We start from the raw sequence: 21,747 nt of genomic DNA, 5'->3' as shown, positions 1-21,747 counted from the left end.
GATCAAAAAACATATTGTATTTTGAATTCATCCTCCAATTCAGTATCTTTTCATAGAACTTTTTACACTACCATCTCTTTCTCTAAATATCTTAACATATTCCTCACTTTTTCGATATCTACTTTCGACTATATTTTTTACCAAATATAGTTATTATTTAATCTACAAATAAATAAAAGGTAGGACGGTGTTGTGTCCTACCTTAGTTATGATTATTTTATTGAACTGAATAGTTTGGTGCTTCTTTTGTGACTTGAACATTATGTGGGTGCGATTCGCGTAAACCATTTCCAGTCATGCGAACAAATTGTCCTTCTAAACGTAATGCTTCGATATCTTTTGAACCACAATAACCCATGCTCGCACGTAAACCACCAACAAGTTGATGAATTGTATCTGCAAGAGGTCCTTTATAAGCTGTTCTTCCTTCAATACCTTCAGGCACTAATTTCTTAGTATCATTTGTATCTTGGAAGTAACGATCTTTTGAACCTGATTTCATCGCAGCAACAGATCCCATCCCACGATATACTTTATAACGACGCCCTTGGAAAATTTCTGTTTCACCTGGGCTTTCAGTTACCCCTGCAAGTAAACTACCTAGCATGACAGCTTTTGCTCCAGCAGCAATTGCTTTAGGAATATCACCTGAATACTTAATCCCACCATCAGCAATAACAGGTACACCATATTCATCCGCAACTTTAGCACAATCATAAACGGCAGTAATTTGCGGTACACCAACACCTGCAACAATCCGAGTTGTACAAATTGAACCAGGTCCAATTCCAACCTTAATCACAGACGCACCCGCCTCGATTAATGCACGTGTTGCTTCTCCAGTTGCTACATTACCAGCAATAATATCTAAATCTGGATGTTTTTCTCGAACACGCTTAACTTGATCGATTACGCCTTTTGAATGCCCGTGAGCTGTATCGATCACAATACAATCAACACCCGCTTCAACTAACTTATCAATCCGAGTCATTGTATCAGCAGTGACACCAACAGCAGCTCCACAGAGTAGACGTCCTTGACTGTCTTTTGCTGCATTAGGGAATTCAATTACTTTTTCAATATCTTTAATTGTAATTAACCCTTTTAGTACACCCTGATCATCAATTAATGGTAATTTCTCAATTCGATGTTTCTGTAAAATTTTACTTGCTTCATCAAGTGTTGTTCCAACAGATGCTGTAACTAAGTTTTCACTCGTCATCACGTCTGAAATTTTAATTGAATAATCCTCAATAAAACGAAGATCACGATTGGTTAAAATACCGACAAGCACTTTATCATCTGGATTATTAACGATTGGTACACCAGAAATACGATATTTACTCATCAAATGTTCCGCATCAAACACTTGATTATCTGGCATTAGGAAAAATGGATTAGTAATGACACCACTTTCTGAGCGCTTAACACGATCAATCAATTCAGCTTGTTCTTCAATTGACATGTTTTTGTGAATAATCCCTAATCCACCTTGTCTTGCCATCGCAATTGCCATCTCTGCTTCAGTTACCGTATCCATACCTGCACTTAAAACTGGAATATTCAGCTTTAAATTTTTTGTTAATTTTGTCTGAATGGATACATCTCTTGGTAAAACTTCAGATGCAGCTGGAACGAGTAATACATCATCAAACGTTAGACCCTCTTTTGCAAATTTGTCCTCCCTCATTGCACGAACTCCTCCTTCAATTTTGTCAATTGTGATTGATCTATTTTCTATTGTTAATTACAATACGACAACTATTCAATTAATTCAAGCCTTTATCCTTGCCTTCATTAGAAATACTTTACTCATTCATTCGCTATTTGTTAACAATTCAAATTTAACAAAAATAGAGTTGTATGTTTTAGAACAACTCTATTTTATTTTCAATCCATTTATGAATGGATCAGTGATTCAATTTTTAAATTTTCTTGTTCGAGCATAGACAAAATTTCATGGGTTCCATGAATTTGAATAATGACTTCTGGATATGAGGAAAATCTTAATGCCACAACATTTCCTGTTTGTCCGTTAGATAAATAAACCTTTTCTTCTAAAAGGGCATCTTCTAAACAGGTCATAAATACTTTTAAGTAGCGCGCGTCAAATTGTTGATCTGCTTCTTTTTTCATTTCAGCAATGACTTGATAAAATGGTCGTTTAGCTTGATACGAACGATAGGACGTCATTGCATGATAAGCATCTGCGATTGAAATAATTTTTGCATAAGGATTAATTTTTGTTTTATCGATGCCTAAAGGATAACCTCTTCCATTTACTCGTTCATGATGTTGCAACACAGCCAGTTTTGCTGACTGTGTTAAAGCAGGATTCTTTTCAATCATTCGATAAGAAAATGTCGGATGTTTCTTAATTTCAGCAAATTCAGCAGGCGAAAGTTTACCATGATGATTTAAAATCCGTTGATTAACTTTTGCCATCCCACTATCAGCAAGCAATGCAGCAAGACCTATTTGAGTCGATTCTTTTTCAAATCCAAGACGCTTAGCTAAAATAACAGCTAATAGACTAACTGCAACACTATGTTGATAAAGATATTCTTCTTTTGTCGTCTGTTTTCCTAATAGAAAAATAGCGGCTTGATTTTCATCTACCCGTTCAATTAAAGGAACAATCATTTGTCTAACTTGGTTGATATCTAATGCTTTACCACTTTGCCAGTGGTTAAACATTTTCTGATAGTCTTTGACTACTTTTAGATAATGATCATCAAAAGGGACAACCTTCTTTTTAACTTCTCTTCTTTTAATCAGCTCTTGATCAATAGGAAGTACTTTAGTCGGTTTATAAGGTTCTCCATTGGCTAGCTTAGGAGAAACCTCAACCCGGTCAATTAAAAAACTATTTAATACTTTAATATGCGTCGTTGTTACAACCGTATCCTTTTCAATAATTGGATAGTTAGTCTGACCAAACACATCACTAACAATTAAACATTTTTCAACAAGTTGATTGGGATGAACAAACAATTGGTGTCACCTACCTAGAATATAAAGTGATTAATCTTGATTATCTTGATTAATAGTTTCTGGATCATTTTCTTCTTCTTTTTCTACACAGGCGACTGTTGCTACTTTTTGATCATCTTGTAATCGAATTAAACGCACACCTTGTGTATTTCGCCCAGTAATTGAGATTGAATCAATTGGCGTTCTAATTAACACACCTGAAACCGTCATAATCATTAAATCTTCGTCACCCTTAACAGATTTTACAGCAACGACAGGACCTGTTTTATCAGTTACGTTAGCAGTAAAGACCCCTTTACCACCTCGATTTATAATCCGGTAATCTCCTTCTACTGTTCGTTTACCATAACCATTTTCGGTGACATTTAAAATATAATCATCATCTTCGATGATTTCCATAGAAATGACTTCATCATCACCACGTAATGAAATACCTTTAACCCCTGCTGCAGATCGGCCCATTGAACGAATTTGTTGTTCATCAAATCGAATCAAATAACCATTTCTAGTTGCAATCATTATATCCTTTGTTCCGTCTGTTAATTGAACAGAAATCAGTTCATCTTCGTCACGCAAGCTAAGTGCAATGATTCCGTTACGACGAATATTAGCAAATTGGCTTAATGATGTTCTCTTAGAAATACCATACTTCGTTGTAAAGAATAAATATTTGTTTTCATCAAATTCAGGAGCTGAAATAACAGCATTTATCCACTCATCTTTTTCAATTTCCAAAATATTGATCACAGGTAAACCTTTAGCTGCTCTACCGTATTCAGGGATTTGATAACCTTTCAAACGATAAACTTTTCCTTTGTTCGAAAAGAATAAAATCGTATCGTGAGTCGATGCTGAAACTAAGTGTTCTACAAAATCATCATCATTTGTACTCATACCTTGGACACCACGTCCACCACGATTTTGTGTTCTGTATGTTGAGGATGGAAGTCGTTTAATATAACCACGGTGAGTTAAACAAACGACAATATCTTCTTCTGGGATTAAATCTTCATCTTCAAAGAAATCAGCACCACCCATAACAATTTCTGTCCGGCGTTCGTCATTAAACTTTTCTTTAATTTCAATTAATTCTTCTCGAATGATTTTTAATAATTCCTCTTCATTTGCTAAAACTGATTTTAACTCATCAATTAATTTTAATAAATTCTCATATTCTTCTTCAATTTTTTGACGTTCTAAGCCAGTTAAACGCTGTAATCTCATATCTAGAATGGCTTGTGCTTGTTTTTCAGTTAATTTAAAATTGGTAATCAAACCTTCACGTGCAATATCAGCCGTATTGGAACCACGAATTAAGGCGATAATTTCATCAATATAGTCTAGTGCAATTCGAAGTCCTTCTAAAATATGTGCTCTTTTTTCAGCTTTATCTAACTCAAATTGTGTTCGTCGTCTAATCACATCTTTTTGATGTTCTAAATAATGGCTTAAACTTTCTTTTAAACTGAGTACTTTAGGTTGTCCATTAACTAAAGCTAACATATTAATACCAAATGAAGATTGTAATGATGTTTGCTTATATAAATTATTTAACAAAACATTTGGATTCGCATCGCGACGAAGTTCCATCACAATCCGCATCCCGTTTCGATCAGATTCATCACGTAAATCAGTAATGCCTTCAATTTTTTTATCGCGAACGAGTTCGGCTATTTTTTCAATTAATTTCGCTTTATTGACTTGGTAAGGTAATTCATTGACGATAATTGTTGTCTTACCATTCTTTTGTTCTTCTATTTCTACTTTTGCCCGAATCGTAATTGAACCTCTACCCGTTTCAAAAGCTTTTCGAATCCCTGATCTGCCTAAAATCAAGCCACCTGTTGGAAAATCAGGACCATAAATGTAGTTTTCCATTAATTCATCAATCGTTATTTCTGGGTTTTCACTGATCGCTAAAATAGCATCAATTGTTTCTCCTAATTGATGCGGTGGTATATTTGTCGCCATCCCAACCGCGATCCCTGACGTTCCATTAACGAGTAAGTTAGGAAAACGAGCAGGTAAAACTTGTGGTTCTCTTTCAGATCCATCATAGTTATCCTGATATTCAACCGTGTTCTTATTTATATCTCGCAATAATTCCATTGCTATTTTGGACATTCTTGCTTCTGTATAACGCATGGCAGCAGCAGGATCACCATCAACTGATCCAAAGTTCCCGTGCCCATCAACGAGCATATTTCGATAACTAAAATCTTGTGCCATTCTAACCATTGCTTCATAGACTGCTGAATCACCGTGTGGGTGATACTTACCAATAACATCACCGACGATTCGAGCAGACTTTTTATATGCCTTATCTGCGTGCATGCCTAAATCATTCATTGCATATAAAATCCGTCTTTGAACCGGCTTTAAGCCGTCACGAACATCTGGGATTGCACGTGAAACAATGACACTCATTGCATAATCTAAAAAAGATGTTCGCATTTCTTTTCCAATACTTATTTCTTGTACTTGGGGACGTTGATTATCCGCCATTTAATTACCTCCTATCAAACTGAGGACCTACATGATCTATTTTAACGTATCATTAAATTTACACATCTAAGTTTTTTACATAGACTGCATTTTCTTGAATAAAGTCTCGTCTTGGTTCAACTTTATCACCCATTAACATATCAAAAATTTGATCTGCTTCAATCGCATCGTGCAATTTCACTTGTAATAGTGTTCGATTATCAGGATCCATTGTCGTTTCCCACAACTGATCGGCATTCATCTCACCAAGACCTTTATATCTTTGTAAACCTGGTTTGGGTTGTTTCGGTAACTCTTCTAAAATGATATCTAGCTCACGATCATCATACGCATAACGAATTGTTTTACTTTGTTGTACTTTATATAGTGGTGGTTGAGCAATATAAATGTAACCATGCTCGATTAATGGACGCATAAATCGATAGAAGAACGTCAATAATAATGTCCGAATATGAGCACCATCCACATCAGCATCTGTCATAATAACAACTTTATGATATCTCGCTTTTGTTATATCAAAGTCTTCACCAATTCCAGTACCCATTGCTGTAATCATTGATCTGATTTCATTGTTTGATAAAATTCGATCAAGACGTGCTTTTTCTACGTTTAGAATTTTACCTCGTAATGGCAAGATTGCTTGGAAGTGTCGATCTCTTCCTTGTTTGGCTGAACCTCCAGCAGAATCACCTTCCACGATATATAATTCACTAATTGAAGCATCACGTGAAGAACAATCTGCTAGCTTACCCGGTAGATTAGAAATTTCTAAAGCACCTTTTCTTCTTGTTAATTCCCTCGCCTTTTTAGCTGCTAATCTTGCTCGGGAGGCCATCATCCCTTTATTAACAATAATCCTAGCTGTATCTGGGTTTTCAACTAAAAAGGTAGAAAACATTTCACTAAAAGCAGAGTCTGTAATCGTCCGCGCCTCACTATTTCCTAGTTTAGTCTTCGTTTGACCTTCAAATTGTGGATCAGGGTGTTTGATTGATACAATTGCCGTAATACCTTCTCTCACATCATCTCCAGAGAGGTTTTCATCATTTTCTTTAAAGATTTTGCTTCTTCTGGCATAATCATTAATCACACGGGTCAAGGCTGTTTTAAAACCTGACTCATGCATTCCACCTTCATGTGTATGAATGTTATTTGCAAATGAATAGATATTATTTGCATAGCCACTATTATACTGTAGAGCAACTTCGACAATAATATCATCTTCTTCTTTTTCAGCGAAGAATGCTTCATGAATCACTTCTTTTGAACGATTCATGTATTCAACATACTCTTTAATTCCACCTTCGTAATAAAAGCTTTCCTTCTTCTCTCGATCAATTCTCTTATCTTCAAGGCTAATTTTGATTTTTTTATTTAAAAAAGCAAGTTCTCTCACACGGTAAAGCAACGTGTCATAGTCGTATTCAATTGTTTCAGTAAAAATCTCTGGATCCGGACTAAAATGAACGCGTGTCCCCGTTATATCGGTTTCCCCAATCACTTGAATTTCAGTATTTAATACACCTCGTTTAAAGTCTAAATAATAGACTTTGTCATCACGGTGAACGAATACTTCTAGTGATGATGATAGGGCGTTTACAACTGACGCACCAACACCATGTAATCCTCCAGAAACTTTATAACCTGAATTATCAAATTTACCTCCAGCGTGTAGTTCAGTCATAATCACTTCCACAGCTGGTCTTCCTGTTTTCTCGTGGATCCCAACTGGGATTCCACGGCCGTTATCAATAACAGTTATACTATTATCTTCTTCAATAACGACTTGAATGTCGTCACAGTATCCTGCTAGTGCCTCGTCAATACTATTATCTACGATTTCCCAAACAAGATGGTGAAGACCTCTAGAGCTTGTTGAACCAATATACATTCCTGGTCTTTTTCTAACAGCTTCTAAACCTTCTAATACTTGAATTTGATTTTCATCATATTGTGGGACATTTAATAAATTATCATCCATTACCAATTGATTCACCTACACTTTTCCTATAAACCTATTTTAAAAGGTTTTAATTTTTCTATATAAAATCAATATTGATTAATTTAAACTAATTAATAAAATTATTACTTGTCTATAGTCAAAATACGAAATTTTGTATGTGAGATAGCACGGTGATTTCCACTCTAGGTGGACGCTTTCCGCGGGCACGGCCTCAGCTAACTCAGGAAAGAAAATCACTTTCCTGAGTGGATCTTCGGACTCGTGGGACTGCGGTTACTCGTCCCATCGAAGACCGTTTGCTTTTCCCGCTGGAGTCGCCACCTGGCGTTCCAATCACTTTATTCGCTCTATTCAAGTCGTATAGTAAACTTATTTTATTACAATCTATTCGTATTTTTAATTATAAGGATAATATTAAACAGCTAATTTTCTGTTAGTGTGTCACTGTCGGTATAGTCGTCTAAATGGTCAATCATCATTTGTAAGCTTGATCTTTTCTTTAAAGTCAGAATTGATAACGGGCTATAAAAAACATTATCCTTAGTTACAATAATTGTTTTAGTATTATTATTTATATTTGGTGTATCTTCTTGATTCTGTTGATATTCAATCATTTCTCCATTAATCGTTGAAGATTCGATATACTGTTGGTCGATCATCACAATAATGTCATCTGATTTAATCAATTGTTGATCACCAATGTTAATAAACATCGTTTAGCCTTTTTTCTGATCGGGAATTGTGCCATTTTCGACATAAAAAAGCTCAGCTTTTTCAATCGTCTCATGTTTTACATCACTTACACTTGTTGTTGAAACAAAGGTTTGGACTTTCCCTTGAATCGTATCAAGTAAATGTGATTGACGATACTGATCAAGCTCACTTAACACATCATCTAGTAATAAAACAGGATATTCACCGACTTCTTGTTTGATTAATTCAATTTCTGCTAATTTTAGCGAAAGTGCTGTTGTACGTTGTTGGCCTTGAGAACCATATTTTTGTACATCACGTTGATTAATAAAAAATATAAGATCATCTCTGTGTGGACCATATAATGTTGTTCCACGTTCAATTTCTTTGTGACGATTTTGTTTAAATTTTTCTAAATAGATATTACTTATTTTTTCCTTATTGTCTGTTTCTAATACATCGATTGTCGCCTGATAGTTAATTTCTAACTGTTCCCGTTCCTGACTAATCCGTTTATGAATTTGAATCGCCCAATGTCTCAGTAACTCTAAAAATATAAATCGCTTTTCAATCACGATACATGCATGTTCAATCAGTTGCTCCGTTAATACATCTAACATGATTAAGTTATCGGTTTGTTTGCGTTGTAAACTTTTTAATAAATGATTTCTCTGTTTTAAAATCTTCTGATATTGACCGAGATGATAAATATAAACAGGTTGAATTTGACCGATTTCCATATCGATAAAACGTCTTCGGACTTGTGGATTACCTTTAACTAAATTGAGATCTTCTGGTGCAAACATAACAACATTTAAAGCACCAATATAATCACTTAATCGTCTTTGTTCTAAATGATTTAATTTGGCCTTTTTTCCTTTCGATGATAGTTGAATTTCTAAAGGAAATTGTTGATTACGTTTAATAATTGTCCCTTCTATTTTAGCATAGTTTTGATCCCATTGAATTAATTCTTTATCTTTTGACGTCCGATATGATCGGGTGAATGCTAAAAGATAAATAGCTTCCATCAAGTTTGTTTTTCCTTGAGCATTTTCACCGATAATAACGTTAATTCCATTATCAAATATTAAGTCAAGTTCATCATAGTTTCGATAATGTAATAATTTTAGGTTTTTTATATACATTTAAATCATGCCTACCTTTTGATTAAGAAGACCAGGTAGTCTACTTTTTCACAATTTGAAACTGACCGAATTCTTCAACCTCTACTAAATCACCTGGATATAGTTTTTTACCTCGCCGTTGATCAATCTCACCATTGACATGGACTGCAAAATCTTTCAAGAAAAATTTCACACTTCCACCTGAATCAACAATATTAGCTAACTTTAAAAATTGTCCGAGTTGAATGTATTCTGTCTTAATTTGAATATCTGTTGGTTTCATTTGATGACTCCTTTTTAGATCTTTCACAAGATGGTTCCGATCATGTGCCTCTCTCTATTTTACTAAAGATCACAAGATAAGCAAAGTCTCGATTTAATCGGAGTAAAGACTCTAATTAAAAAATAAAATAGAGTGCTGTTCACACTCTATTTTTTCTAGATTAGAAAGTTCTAACCGGTAATATTAGTTGTAAAATGTCTTCATCATTTTCAGGCTTAATAATAAATGGTCTCATCGCACCAGTAAACTCAATTTTTACATTGTCTGATTCAATAATTTTTAATGCATCTAACATGTATTTGGCGCTAAATGATATTTTTAAATCTTCACCCTCGACAGATTCTGAATTTACTTCTTCAATCACTTGACCAACTTCTGGTGTATGACCACTAATCTCTACGCGATTATCTGATTTAGTTTCAAGTTTCACGACATTATTTTTATTTTCCCTTGCTAATAATGATGCACGATCAATCGCATTTAATAGTTCTTTTGTTTTCGTTAAGATTGTTGTTTTGCTTTGATCAGGAATTAATCTTGATGTTTCAGGGTAATTTCCATCTAATAAACGAGATAAAAAGTATAAATTTTTTGTTTGGAACAAGATTTGATTTTCAGTCACACTGATTGATGTTGTTTCATCATTTTCATCGATAATTTTATTTAACTCAACTAAACTTTTGCCAGGGATGACAACACTATTAAAGTTTAATTGGTTATCTACTAAATTAATTGGTAAATGACGTGAAGCGAGTCGATGGCTATCTGTTGCAACGAAATTTAATCCTTGATCTTTTAGAGTCATATTCACACCAGTTAGGATCGGGCGAGTTTCTACGGTTGAAACAGCATAGACCGTTTGTTTAATTAATTCTTTTAGAACAGTATTTGTCAACGTAAAACTATTTTCACTATAAAGTGTTGGTAACTGTGGATATTCATTTGGATCTTGTCCATTTAAATGAAATTCTGAACCACCTGAAATGATATTAACTTTAAATTCATCAGTTGTATTTATTTCGACTGTTTTTAAAGGAAGTTTACGAATAATATCTGGGAAATATTTCGATTGAACAACAATACTTCCTGGTTGAATATTTTCAACATGAATGATTCCATTTTCTTCTGTTGGAATAAATGATTCAATTGAAATATCTGAATCACTACCTGTCAGTTTTATTCCTTCGTTAATCGCTTCAATTTTAATTCCTGTCAGAATAGGAATTATCACTCTTGATGAGATTGCTTTCATAACATGTTGAATACTTTCTAGTAATAAATCTTTTTGAATTGTAAATTTCATAAAAATCCTCCTAATTGAGAGTCTATTATATATATTAATTATTAATAAAAATAGTAATAATAGTAATAGGGCTTGTGATTATGTGGATAACTAAGTGAATGCTTTTAAACTGATAGTTATCCACTTGTTGATAATTTGTTAGTAATAATGAAACTGAATTCACACTATCCACAATGTGAATAAAATATTTTTAGTTAGAAGAATGAATTTCATAATAACTTAATTCCGTAAAAAACACGAATAATGAAGTAGGAGATGGTTAGGTGATTTCCACTCTAGGCGGACGCTTTCCGCGGGATCGGTCTCGGGCGCACAGGATGTGGGTCAGTTAGACGTTGGGACTGCGGTTACTCGTCCCACCAAAAGATCTGCCACATGGACGTGGCGTTCTTAGTCTAACATTCCTTAATTTTATTACTGGATCTTCGGACACGATCTTTTCCCGCTGGAGTCGCCGCCTGCCGCTACAATCACTAGGTTTTACCTTCTATTTACGTATGATACTATTACTTTATTGATAAACTTTCGTGTTTTTATTCCGATCTTTGTATTATGAAATTGACTTAGATTGATTTTAATTGTTCGATTAATTCATCGATTTCTTGATTGAATAATTGGTCATCAGTAATTAACTTAGAAATTTTTTCATGAGCATGTAGAACAGTTGTATGATCGCGCCCACCAAATTCTTCACCAATTTTAGGTAAAGAAAGATCGGTTAATTCTCGACTGAGATACATCGCAATTTGCCTTGGGAATGCAACAGATCGGGTTCTTTTTTTAGCTGCAAAGTCCTCTAATTTAATATTATATTTTTTTGAAATTAACTCTTGAATTGTATCAACCGTAATTCGCTTCGGTCGTGAGTTAGGGATAATATCTTTGAGCGCCTCAGCAGCTAAAGCGGCATCAATATCTTCGTTAATTAAAGATGAATATGCAACAACACGAATAAGTGCACCCTCTAATTCTCTAATGTTTGTATCGATTTGATTTGCGATATATAACATGACTTCATTAGGAATATCTAACCCTTCAGCTTTAGCCTTTTTACGTAGAATTGCAATTCTCGTTTCTAAATCTGGAGGAGTAATATCAGTGATAAGTCCCCATTCAAATCTTGAACGTAAGCGATCTTCTAATGTTGGAATTTCTTTAGGCGGTCGATCACTTGAAATAATAATTTGTTTACTTTCTTCATGTAATGTATTAAATGTATGGAAAAATTCTTCTTGCGTTTGTTCTTTTCCTGCTAAAAATTGAATATCATCAACTAATAGAATGTCGACACTACGGTATTTATTTCTAAATTGTTCTGTTTTATTATCACGGATTGAATTAATAAATTCATTTGTGAATTTTTCAGATGATAAATAAACAACATTTGCTTCTGGATTATTCTCAATAATGTAATGGCCAATCGCATGCATTAAGTGAGTTTTTCCGAGCCCAACACCACCATAAATAAAGAGTGGATTATAGGCTTTTGCTGGTGCTTCTGCAACTGCGAGTGAGGCAGCGTGTGCAAAGCGGTTCCCTGATCCAATCACAAACGTTTCAAATGTATATTTATCATTTAACATCGTATTTGTCCGCTGTTCCTGATTGGTATGAATAACGGCAGGTTTTTGTTTAATTTTATCAATCTTTTCTTGATCTTTTTCTTCTTCAGCAGAAATAAATTTAACATTTAAATTAGCTCCAGTTACTTCAAAAATCGCATTAGAAATCAGTTCAGTGTATCTATTTTCTAACCAATGACGTGCGAATTCATTCGGAGCTGACACAGTTAAAAAATCATTATCAAGATGATGAGCTTTTGTGTTTTTAAACCATGTTTCAAAACTTTCATTAGCTATTTTCTGTCTGATCTTATCGAGCGTTCTAGCCCATAAATCATCAATGTTCTCCATTAATAAGCCCCTTTCTTTATCTGATAATGGAATTGAATACATAGGATTGATATTCTTAATTTTTAAGAATAAGGATGTGGTTGTTTACAATTGAAGAATAAAAAACCTCTCGCAATCTATCTTTAAGCAAATGAAAATAGATCGAAAGGTTCGCTCTTAATGGGAGTGTATAAAACAAACTAAAAATTCTCACAAACTTATACAGTTATCCACATATATGTTAATCATTCAATCTACACAGATGTGAATAACTGTCCACAGGTTATGCACAAGCTGTGGATAGTCACTCACTTTATTAAAAATATTTATGAATTATTAACAATAATTTTAGCAAAAAAGAATTTGATTTGCAAGGTGATTCGACACTTATCCACATAAAAAAACAACTGTTCACAATTATTATCCACAGGTAGTTAATATGTGATTAAATTGTCTATATGTTGTGTGGATAGTTATTTTTTTTAAAAAAGAGCTTGAGTAGTTTGTGGACAAGTTGTTATCATTAAGGACATGTAAAAAAATAATTTGTTTTAATGTTGACAGATGACAAAGCTTTTCATTATAATGTATTAGGTTATGGTATGTTTAAAGAAGGATTTTTAATTCCTCAGGGGGTGTAATATAAATGAAACGCACATTTCAACCAAAAAATCGTCAACGTAAAAAAGTTCACGGATTTCGTAAACGTATGAGTACAAAAACTGGTCGTAACGTTTTAGCTCGTCGTCGTAAAAAAGGAAGAAAAGTATTATCAGCATAGACCACTGACAACATTTCAGTGGTCTTTTTTCCATTTTAATTGGCAATAAGTTATACTGGAGGATAAGGGAATGAGAAAAGTCAATCGATTAAAATCAAATGATGAGTTTCAAAAAGTATTTAAACAGGGGAAATCATTTGCAAATCGACAATTGGTACTGTATTATCTTCCAAAACAAGATCAATCAAATTTTCGCGTCGGTTTATCTGTCTCAAAAAAAATTGGTAACGCTGTCGTGAGAAATAAAGTTAAACGTTACTTAAGACAAGCCATTCATGAAATGGAAACAAAAATTAATCAAGAATATGATCTTGTCATTATTGCTAGACAGCCTGTAAAAGAAATGAATTTTCATCAAATTAAAAAAAGTTTAACTCATGTGCTATTTAATTCAAAAATTATCGGTAAATAATTGATGCCGCTACTTCACAACGGTATATTGTTAAAGTAGTATTAATATAAAGATAGTGATAAAATAGCAATTGAGTTTTACATATAGTGTATTAATGTAAGTTAAGGAGGAAAATGATGCGTATCATGCGTAATAAAAAGGTCTTAATCACCGTGGCCTTACTGTTATTAGTTTTAGTTTTAGCTGGATGTGGAAATCTAGATCAGGATATAACAGCTGAGAGTGAAGGTTTTTGGGATTCATTCTTTGTATATCCACTATCGTGGTTCATTAAAAGTGTAGCAGGATTTTTTGCAGGGAGTTATGGTTGGGCAATAATTGTTGTAACCATTTTAATTCGATTACTGTTAGTTCCATTAAACATTAAACAATTAAAGAGTACTCAAGCGATGCAAGAGATTCAGCCGAAGATTAAAGAATTACAAGAAAAATATAGTTCTAAAGATGCAAAAACACAAGAAAAGTTACAACAAGAACAAATGAAGTTATTCCAGGAACATAATGTGAATCCATTGGCAGGTTGTTTGCCAATGTTTGTTCAAATGCCGATTATGATTGCATTATATCAAGCAATTATGCGAACGCCTGGATTACAAGATGGTACATTTTTATGGTTTGAATTAGCTGAAAAAGACCCATATTACATCTTGCCAATTATTGCAGCAGGAGCAACATTTTTACAACAAAAATTAACGATGGCTGGGGCAGGATCAGGACAAGCTGCAGCTAACCCACAAATGTCGATGATGATGTATATGATGCCACTTATGATTGGGGTTATGTCACTGTACTTCCCAGCAGCACTATCATTATATTGGGGTGTTGGTAACGTATTTATGGTTTTCCAAACAATTTTCATTAGAAAACCGTTTAAATTCCAACAAAAAGCGGGAGGAAATCAATCGTGAAACAGGTAACTGCTTCTGGACAAACTCTAGACGACGCGATTCAATCTGCTTTAGAGCAACTGAATACGAGTAAGGATCGCGTAGACATAGAGATTATTGATGAAGGTAAAAAAGGTATGTTTGGTATCTTCGGTGCTAAACGTGCAATTGTAAAGGTATCAATTAAAGAAGATCCAATTGAACAAGCAGGGAACTATCTCAAAGAAATGACACGTTCATTTGCTGATGATATTGAAATTGAGATTAAACAAGAGCAGAATCATGTCACATTTGATTTGTCAGGTGAAAAAATAGCTATGGTAATCGGTAAACGTGGTCAAACGCTAAATGCGATTCAGCACCTCGTGCAAGTGATGTTAAATCGTCATTCAACTGATTTTTATCGGATTGTTGTCGATGCAGAGGGGTATCGCGCGAGACGTGAAGAAACTCTGAAACAATTAGCCACTCGATTAGCAGATAAAGCAATTAAAATCAAAAGAAATGTTACGTTAGAACCGATGCCATCATATGAACGAAAAGTGATTCATAGTATGTTACAAGATAATCCAAAAGTAGAAACACATTCAGATGGCTCAGATCCGAATCGATTTGTTGTCATTAAGCCAATGATAAAAAAATAATTTAACTAAGTGATCAATTAGCAATCTTAGTTAACCAAAAAGGTTTTGTTTACTTTAAATGTAGACAAAACCTTTTTTTGTTCTCAAATCTTATCAGATAAATAAAATATTTGAAACTAACTGATTTTAATAGCGACTGTATATATATAGAAAACATTTACTTAAGTATTACCAAATGAAATTGTCAGTGATAAACTTACTTTTTAACTATATGCACGAAGAAAGTAGATAAAATTTGCTACAAATAGATTGACAGATTACTAAATTGACTTCATTAAATTGGGGGTGTTTTGTCTTTCATAAAGAACGACTATAATCAATCAGTTAGACTAGGAGGAATCGAATGCATTTTGTTAGACGAGGTTTTATCGGAATGATGAGGCGAAAAGGAAAATCGTTAATCTTACTAGCAGTTCTTTTTATTTTAGGAAATTTGATTGCAGGAGCGATTTCAATTCAACAAGCGACTAATAATGTTGAATATAACATTAGAGAGAGACTGGGGGCTGCTATCGTCATTGAGGTTGACTATAAGCCGATTGACGCACTAAGTGAAGAGGAAAGGGTAAAAGTGGAAACGGGAGATATAAGTCTCGAATCAATTCAACAAGTTGGTGAGCTTCCTTACGTCAAATATTATGATTACTACACGTATTTTGGTTTAGGCTCAAAGAGTCTTAAGTATTATTTCGGTCAGGATGTCGATCAAGCGGCTGCCGAAGGAGTCGAAATAGATTTCGGAATGAAAGGGGTTAACTATCCACATATATTAGATTTCCAAGAAGGGAAGGGAAATTTGATCGACGGTCGTACCTTTAGTCAAGATGAGATTGATAATGGATCGTCAGTTACACTGATCTCTGAAAAGTTGGCGACATTAAATAACTTACACGTAGGAGACACGATTATACTAAATAATGAAGTTTACAGTTATGACCTTGACACATATGAAGAAGAATTATTTTCTTCACGAGATCTTGTTTTAGAAATTATCGGCATCTTTGAGGTATTGGCTGTTAAGGATGATATTGAATTTGATTTTGGACAAGGCACGATTAACTGGGAGGATACGCTAGTTCAGAATACAATTTATGTTCCAAATCAAATTATTTTTAATGAAGCAGATTTTGATTGGGAGGAAACAAAGAAGGCAATCCCAGAGTTTGCTGATACGATGACGGAAAACCCTCATATCGGAAATTATCGGACGATGTACGTCTTGGAGAGTCATCAGTATATTGATGCATTTAAACAAGAGGCAGACCCTTTATTACCGCCATATTATCATGTTGTTGGTTCTGGTGATCATTAGGATACGATTTCTGGACCGGTCGAATCGATGTCGACTTTATCTAGATATGTTTTAATGGCGGCAATTTTTGCGACGATCTTGATCGCGGGATTAGTTGTCTTATTGTTCCTCCGTGATCGAAAACATGAGTTAGGTATTTATTTATCATTAGGTGAAAAGCGCAGTCGTGTGATTGGACAAATTTTAATTGAAGTGATGGTAGTTGCTTTTGTTGGAGTGACACTGTCTCTATTCAGTGGTAACTTTATTGCTGGTCAAATATCGCACACATTAATTAAAACAGATGAAACAGCAGACTTTGAACAGGTAGACTACATTAACAAAGATCTCACATCAGACCTGACTGTAGATGATGTGATTGGACTTTACGAGGTCAAATTAAATGCAAATTATATTTTAGTTTTCTATAGCGTCGGTTTGGCAACGATTTTCATTTCAACGTTACTTCCACTCATCTATATTGTTCGATTAAATCCGAAGCAGATATTGATGTAAAAAGGAGATGAAAGATAAACAAATCATCCACATGTTGATAACCTGAACAGATTTTAACAAACTGTTCGGGTTATTTATATGAATAAATAATTGTGGATAGTTGTGCTACACTAATAAAAGTTACTCACATGTTAATAACCTAATCATTAACTTAAGAAAAAATATTTCCTTTTTCGATGATTCTATGATAATCTATAACGTTGTAATGCTGATTACACAATTTAATTTTTTTATATAAATAGATAATTAAATATTGGAGGTGAAGTGGATGAATGATGATACAATTGCAGCAATATCAACACCACTTGGAGAAGGAGCAATTGGTATTGTTAGACTAAGTGGGGAAGAAGCTGTTAAAATTGCAAATCAAATTTTTACCGGATCAGATTTAACTAAAGTTGATTCACATACCATTCATTATGGAAAAATTATTGATCCAAAAACAGATGAAATGATTGAAGAAGTCATGATCAATTTAATGCGAGCGCCAAAAACATTTACTCGAGAAGATGTTGTCGAAATTAATTGTCATGGAGGATTAGCTTCTGTAAATCGATTATTAGAGTTAGTCCTAGAACTAGGTGCACGATTAGCTGAACCCGGTGAATTTACTAAACGGGCATTTCTCAATGGTCGAATTGATTTATCACAAGCAGAAGCTGTTATGGACTTAATCCGGGCAAAGACAGACAAGGCGATGGATGTTGCAATTAAACAACTTGATGGAAAGTTATCGAAATTAATTCAACGCTTACGCCAAGATTTAATTGAAACAGTTGCCCACGTGGAAGTAAATATTGATTATCCAGAGTATGATGATGTCGAAGAAATGACGAAGAGTGTTTTATTGGAAAAAACAACTGACGTTTATCAAGAAATAGAAAAACTGTTATTAATGGCCAAACAAGGGAAGATATTAAGAGAGGGGATCTCAACAGCGATTATTGGACGTCCGAACGTTGGTAAATCATCTTTATTAAATACACTAGTCCAAGAAAATAAAGCAATCGTAACTGATATTCCAGGAACAACGAGAGATGTTATTGAAGAGTATGTCAATATCCGAGGTGTCCCCCTTCGATTAATTGACACAGCTGGAATCCGTGAGACAGAAGACATTGTTGAAAAAATCGGTGTCGAACGTTCAAGACAAGCATTAAAAGAAGCGGATTTAATTTTACTTGTTTTAAATAACAATGAAACTTTGTCAGATCAAGATCGACAATTGTTTGAACTGGTAAATGACTTAGAGTTAATTGTCTTGATTAATAAAACAGATTTAGCAGAGAAATTAGATCGGAATGAAGTGGAACAGTTAGCAACTGGTCACCCAATAGTTTCAACTTCTTTAATTGAAGAACAAGGAATTGATGATTTGGAAGAAGCGATCGCATCACTCTTCTTTGCTGGCCAGTTAGAAAGTGATGATATTTCTTACGTATCAAATGTACGCCATATTCAATTATTAAAACAAGCGATGTCAGCACTTGATGAGGCTAAATCAGCAATTGATTTGGGGATGCCATTAGATTTAATTCAAATCGATGTTACAAGAGCGTGGAGCATATTAGGAGAAATTGTTGGTGATACCGTCCACGATAGTTTGATTGATCAACTCTTTTCTCAATTTTGTTTAGGAAAATAATAAAACTAAAGGAGTGAATAAAAATGGTTTATGATGCAGGTCATTATGATGTGATTGTAATTGGATCTGGACATGCAGGAGTAGAAGCTGCCAATGCCTCTGCCAAACGAGGGGCAAATACACTTATGTTAACATTAAATTTAGATATGATTGCCTATATGCCGTGTAATCCATCAATTGGAGGACCTGCAAAAGGGGTCGTGGTAAGAGAAGTTGATGCCCTTGGTGGTTTAATGGGTCAAGTAATTGATAAAACATATATACAAATGCGAATGTTAAATACAAGAAAAGGTCCAGCTGTCCGAGCATTACGTGCACAAGCAGACAAGCCACTTTATATTGCAGAAATGAAACATCAACTTGAAAAATTAGATCATTTAACGATTCGACAAGCAATGGTTGAAAGACTAATTGTAGAAGATGGTGTTTGTAAAGGTGTTATTACAGAAACAGGTGCAGCTTATTATGCAAAATCAGTTGCGATTACAACAGGGACATTTATGCGAGGGACAGTTAATATCGGTGAAATTTCTTATCAAAGTGGACCGAATAACCAAAGACCTTCAGTTAAGTTATCTGAAAACCTTGAAGAACTAGGGTTTAAACTTGTTCGATTTAAAACGGGTACACCGCCTAGAATTCATTCAAAATCAATTGATTATTCAAAAACTGAAATACAACCTGGAGATGATCAGCCGGGACATTTTTCATATGAAACAAAGGATAAGATTATTGATCAAATTCCGTGTTGGCTAACACATACGAATGAAGTGACTCATAAAATTATTGATGATAATTTAAGCCTTTCATCAATGTACTCAGGTCAGATTAAAGGTGCAGGACCAAGATACTGTCCATCAATTGAAGATAAAGTCGTTCGCTTTCATGATAAGCCACGACACCAAATCTTTTTAGAGCCAGAAGGTCGTGAAACAGAAGAAGTTTACGTTCAGGGACTATCAACATCACTACCCGAATCAATTCAGGAAAAAATGGTACGCTCAATTGCGGGTTTGGAAAAGGCTGAGATTATGCGTTCTGGCTATGCAATTGAGTATGATACGGTTGTGCCAACACAACTATGGCCAACATTGGAAGTTAAAAATATTAAAGGTTTATATACTGCAGGTCAAATTAATGGAACGTCAGGCTATGAAGAAGCGGCAGGTCAGGGCTTAATTGCAGGGATAAATGCTGCAGCCAGTGCCTTAAATATTGAGGAACTCGTTTTAGACCGTTCGCAAGGGTATATCGGTGTCTTAATTGATGATTTAGTCACTAAGGGAACGAGTGAACCTTACCGCCTATTAACATCTCGAGCAGAATATCGTTTACTCCTTCGTCATGATAACGCAGATATCCGATTAACTGAAATTGGCTACCGTCTCGGCTTAATTGATGAAGAACGTTATCAAAAGTTTCAAACGAAGCTAGCCTTAATTAAAGAGGAGCAGGAAAGATTACAAAAGCAAACGATCAAGCCTTCAGATGAGTTGAATGTTGCCTTAGAAAAAATTAATGAAAGTCACTTAAAAGAACCAGTTAAAGCATTAGATTTGATGAGAAGACCTGAGATTGACTATTCGTTTATTACTCAGTTTGCACCAGCAGACAAAGAAATTCCTAATGATGTCATTGAACAAATTGAAATACAAGCAAAATATTCAGGTTATATTGAAAAATCATTACAACAAGTTGATCGAATGAAGAAGATGGAAGAGAAGAACATTCCTGAAAATATCGATTATGATGCAATTAGTGGTTTGAAAGAAGAGGCTAAATTAAGATTGAAAGAAGTTCGACCTCTGTCAGTTGGTCAAGCTTCACGTATCTCTGGTGTTAACCCAGCAGATATTTCGATATTACTCGTATATATTGAACAAGGTAAGATCGCAACAGTTAGTTAGCTTGAAAATTTAAAATTATGAATGGAATGAAAAAAATGACCCCTGAACAATTTGTCGCAGAACTTAACAAAAATGGGATTTCACTTTCTGAACAACAAATCAATCAGTTCAAAACTTATTTTGAGACGTTAGTTGAATGGAACGAAAAAATGAATTTGACCGCAATTACCGAACGATCAGAAGTCTATTTAAAACATTTTTTCGATTCAATTACAGCAAGCTTTTATTTTAACTTGGATCAACCTTATACAATTTGTGATGTAGGGGCTGGAGCTGGATTTCCTAGCATCCCATTGAAAATTTGTTTCCCACAATTAAAGATAACAATTGTTGACTCGTTAAAAAAGAGAATTAGTTTTTTAAATCATTTAGCAAATGAATTAGGGTTGACAAATGTGCAATTTCATCACGATCGTGCTGAAACATTTGCACGCAATAAACAATTTCGTCAACAGTTCGATCTAGTTACAGCTCGTGCAGTTGCGAAGATGAGTGTATTGTCTGAACTTTGCTTACCATTAGTAAAAGAAAATGGTAAGTTTATTGCATTAAAAGGACCAAATGCTGAAGTTGAACTAGATGAAGCAAAATATGCAATTAATATATTAGGTGGTAAAACATCAAACTTATATAAAATAAATTTACCTGATAATCAAGGTGAAAGAAATATCATTATTGTTGATAAAGTTAAACCAACGCCAAAGACATATCCAAGAAAACCTGGGACACCAAATCGTGAACCGCTAGCTAATTAAATTAATCCACGCAGTAAAATTTGCTGCGTGGATTTTGTTATTTTGTCGAAAAAAGTTTAATATCATATTTTTTATGATATCCTGAGTTTTGCAGTTAAAACAAAGAAAAAACAGCCATGACCCCATATACATGAAGGGTTATGGCTGTT

General features: G+C 34.3%; 18 protein-coding genes. 9 read left to right on the top strand and 9 right to left on the bottom strand.

Features of this window, described 5'->3' with window-relative positions; translation table 11 throughout:
• Positions 1-217 precede the first annotated feature (217 nt).
• From guaB to dnaA, 9 genes are all read right to left on the bottom strand, one after another.
• Entirely contained in the window at positions 218-1,690 is a 1,473-nt protein-coding gene (gene guaB / locus ABD814_RS11215) for an IMP dehydrogenase (RefSeq protein ID WP_344913180.1), read from the bottom strand.
• Between the two features lie 209 nt (positions 1,691-1,899).
• Positions 1,900-2,994: an HD-GYP domain-containing protein gene (locus ABD814_RS11210; RefSeq protein ID WP_344913178.1), complete on the bottom strand. Its 1,095-nt coding sequence runs from the start codon at positions 2,992-2,994 to the stop codon at positions 1,900-1,902.
• Between the two features lie 30 nt (positions 2,995-3,024).
• Entirely contained in the window at positions 3,025-5,499 is a 2,475-nt protein-coding gene (gene gyrA / locus ABD814_RS11205) for a DNA gyrase subunit A (RefSeq protein ID WP_344913176.1), read from the bottom strand.
• A gap of 58 nt (positions 5,500-5,557) precedes the next feature.
• Positions 5,558-7,480 (bottom strand): DNA topoisomerase (ATP-hydrolyzing) subunit B, encoded by a 1,923-nt coding sequence (gene gyrB, locus ABD814_RS11200; protein WP_344913184.1) that lies wholly within the window; start codon positions 7,478-7,480, stop codon positions 5,558-5,560.
• 404 nt (positions 7,481-7,884) lie between these two features.
• Positions 7,885-8,175, bottom strand: a complete 291-nt coding sequence (gene remB, locus ABD814_RS11195; protein WP_344913174.1) for an extracellular matrix regulator RemB — start codon at positions 8,173-8,175, stop codon at positions 7,885-7,887.
• 3 nt (positions 8,176-8,178) lie between these two features.
• A complete protein-coding gene (gene recF / locus ABD814_RS11190) occupies positions 8,179-9,303 on the bottom strand; it encodes a DNA replication/repair protein RecF (RefSeq protein ID WP_344913172.1) in 1,125 nt (374 codons plus the stop codon).
• A gap of 40 nt (positions 9,304-9,343) precedes the next feature.
• On the bottom strand, positions 9,344-9,565 hold the full coding sequence (gene yaaA, locus ABD814_RS11185) for a S4 domain-containing protein YaaA (protein WP_344913170.1): 222 nt from the start codon (positions 9,563-9,565) through the stop codon (positions 9,344-9,346).
• A gap of 160 nt (positions 9,566-9,725) precedes the next feature.
• The gene (dnaN, locus tag ABD814_RS11180; RefSeq protein ID WP_344913168.1) at positions 9,726-10,868 is read right to left on the bottom strand and encodes a DNA polymerase III subunit beta; all 1,143 of its coding nucleotides are present in this window, start codon (positions 10,866-10,868) and stop codon (positions 9,726-9,728) included.
• Between the two features lie 563 nt (positions 10,869-11,431).
• On the bottom strand, positions 11,432-12,781 hold the full coding sequence (gene dnaA / locus ABD814_RS11175; protein WP_344913166.1) for a chromosomal replication initiator protein DnaA: 1,350 nt from the start codon (positions 12,779-12,781) through the stop codon (positions 11,432-11,434).
• Positions 12,782-13,406: 625 nt separating this feature from the next.
• Between dnaA and rpmH the strand changes: the two genes are divergently transcribed.
• From rpmH to rsmG, 9 genes are all read left to right on the top strand, one after another.
• Positions 13,407-13,541: a 50S ribosomal protein L34 gene (gene rpmH, locus ABD814_RS11170; RefSeq protein ID WP_344913164.1), complete on the top strand. Its 135-nt coding sequence runs from the start codon at positions 13,407-13,409 to the stop codon at positions 13,539-13,541.
• A 70-nt stretch (positions 13,542-13,611) separates the two neighbouring features.
• Positions 13,612-13,953 (top strand): ribonuclease P protein component, encoded by a 342-nt coding sequence (gene rnpA, locus ABD814_RS11165; protein WP_344913162.1) that lies wholly within the window; start codon positions 13,612-13,614, stop codon positions 13,951-13,953.
• A 125-nt stretch (positions 13,954-14,078) separates the two neighbouring features.
• Positions 14,079-14,861 (top strand): membrane protein insertase YidC, encoded by a 783-nt coding sequence (gene yidC, locus ABD814_RS11160; protein ID WP_344913182.1) that lies wholly within the window; start codon positions 14,079-14,081, stop codon positions 14,859-14,861.
• Complete coding sequence (jag, locus tag ABD814_RS11155; RefSeq protein ID WP_344913160.1) at positions 14,858-15,484, top strand: RNA-binding cell elongation regulator Jag/EloR; 627 nt, start codon at positions 14,858-14,860, stop codon at positions 15,482-15,484. The genes yidC and jag overlap by 4 nt, the downstream gene beginning before the upstream one ends.
• Positions 15,485-15,827: 343 nt before the next feature.
• Entirely contained in the window at positions 15,828-16,796 is a 969-nt protein-coding gene (locus ABD814_RS11150; RefSeq protein ID WP_344913158.1) for an ABC transporter permease, read from the top strand.
• Positions 16,797-16,823: 27 nt separating this feature from the next.
• A complete protein-coding gene (locus tag ABD814_RS11145) occupies positions 16,824-17,291 on the top strand; it encodes an FtsX-like permease family protein (protein ID WP_344913156.1) in 468 nt (155 codons plus the stop codon).
• 268 nt (positions 17,292-17,559) lie between these two features.
• Complete coding sequence (mnmE, locus tag ABD814_RS11140) at positions 17,560-18,936, top strand: tRNA uridine-5-carboxymethylaminomethyl(34) synthesis GTPase MnmE (RefSeq protein ID WP_344913154.1); 1,377 nt, start codon at positions 17,560-17,562, stop codon at positions 18,934-18,936.
• Positions 18,937-18,959: 23 nt separating this feature from the next.
• Positions 18,960-20,843: a tRNA uridine-5-carboxymethylaminomethyl(34) synthesis enzyme MnmG gene (gene mnmG, locus ABD814_RS11135; protein ID WP_344913152.1), complete on the top strand. Its 1,884-nt coding sequence runs from the start codon at positions 18,960-18,962 to the stop codon at positions 20,841-20,843.
• Positions 20,844-20,878: 35 nt separating this feature from the next.
• Complete coding sequence (gene rsmG / locus ABD814_RS11130) at positions 20,879-21,598, top strand: 16S rRNA (guanine(527)-N(7))-methyltransferase RsmG (RefSeq protein WP_344913150.1); 720 nt, start codon at positions 20,879-20,881, stop codon at positions 21,596-21,598.
• Positions 21,599-21,747: the final 149 nt, after the last annotated feature.

This window comes from Amphibacillus indicireducens (assembly GCF_039539605.1).
GTDB lineage: Bacteria > Bacillota > Bacilli > Bacillales > Amphibacillaceae > Amphibacillus > Amphibacillus indicireducens.
This window is presented reverse-complemented; position numbering and strand designations above follow the sequence as displayed.

Coding starts and splice junctions, on each gene's coding strand:
- guaB (WP_344913180.1), bottom strand. CDS start 1,690: ATGAGGGAGGACAAATTTGCAAAAGAGGGTCTAACGTTTGATGATGTA.
- gyrA (WP_344913176.1), bottom strand. CDS start 5,499: ATGGCGGATAATCAACGTCCCCAAGTACAAGAAATAAGTATTGGAAAA.
- gyrB (WP_344913184.1), bottom strand. CDS start 7,480: ATGGATGATAATTTATTAAATGTCCCACAATATGATGAAAATCAAATT.
- remB (WP_344913174.1), bottom strand. CDS start 8,175: ATGTTTATTAACATTGGTGATCAACAATTGATTAAATCAGATGACATT.
- recF (WP_344913172.1), bottom strand. CDS start 9,303: ATGTATATAAAAAACCTAAAATTATTACATTATCGAAACTATGATGAA.
- yaaA (WP_344913170.1), bottom strand. CDS start 9,565: ATGAAACCAACAGATATTCAAATTAAGACAGAATACATTCAACTCGGA.
- dnaN (WP_344913168.1), bottom strand. CDS start 10,868: ATGAAATTTACAATTCAAAAAGATTTATTACTAGAAAGTATTCAACAT.
- dnaA (WP_344913166.1), bottom strand. CDS start 12,781: ATGGAGAACATTGATGATTTATGGGCTAGAACGCTCGATAAGATCAGA.
- rpmH (WP_344913164.1), top strand. CDS start 13,407: ATGAAACGCACATTTCAACCAAAAAATCGTCAACGTAAAAAAGTTCAC.
- rnpA (WP_344913162.1), top strand. CDS start 13,612: ATGAGAAAAGTCAATCGATTAAAATCAAATGATGAGTTTCAAAAAGTA.
- yidC (WP_344913182.1), top strand. CDS start 14,079: ATGCGTAATAAAAAGGTCTTAATCACCGTGGCCTTACTGTTATTAGTT.
- ABD814_RS11150 (WP_344913158.1), top strand. CDS start 15,828: ATGCATTTTGTTAGACGAGGTTTTATCGGAATGATGAGGCGAAAAGGA.
- ABD814_RS11145 (WP_344913156.1), top strand. CDS start 16,824: ATGTCGACTTTATCTAGATATGTTTTAATGGCGGCAATTTTTGCGACG.
- mnmE (WP_344913154.1), top strand. CDS start 17,560: ATGAATGATGATACAATTGCAGCAATATCAACACCACTTGGAGAAGGA.
- mnmG (WP_344913152.1), top strand. CDS start 18,960: ATGGTTTATGATGCAGGTCATTATGATGTGATTGTAATTGGATCTGGA.
- rsmG (WP_344913150.1), top strand. CDS start 20,879: ATGACCCCTGAACAATTTGTCGCAGAACTTAACAAAAATGGGATTTCA.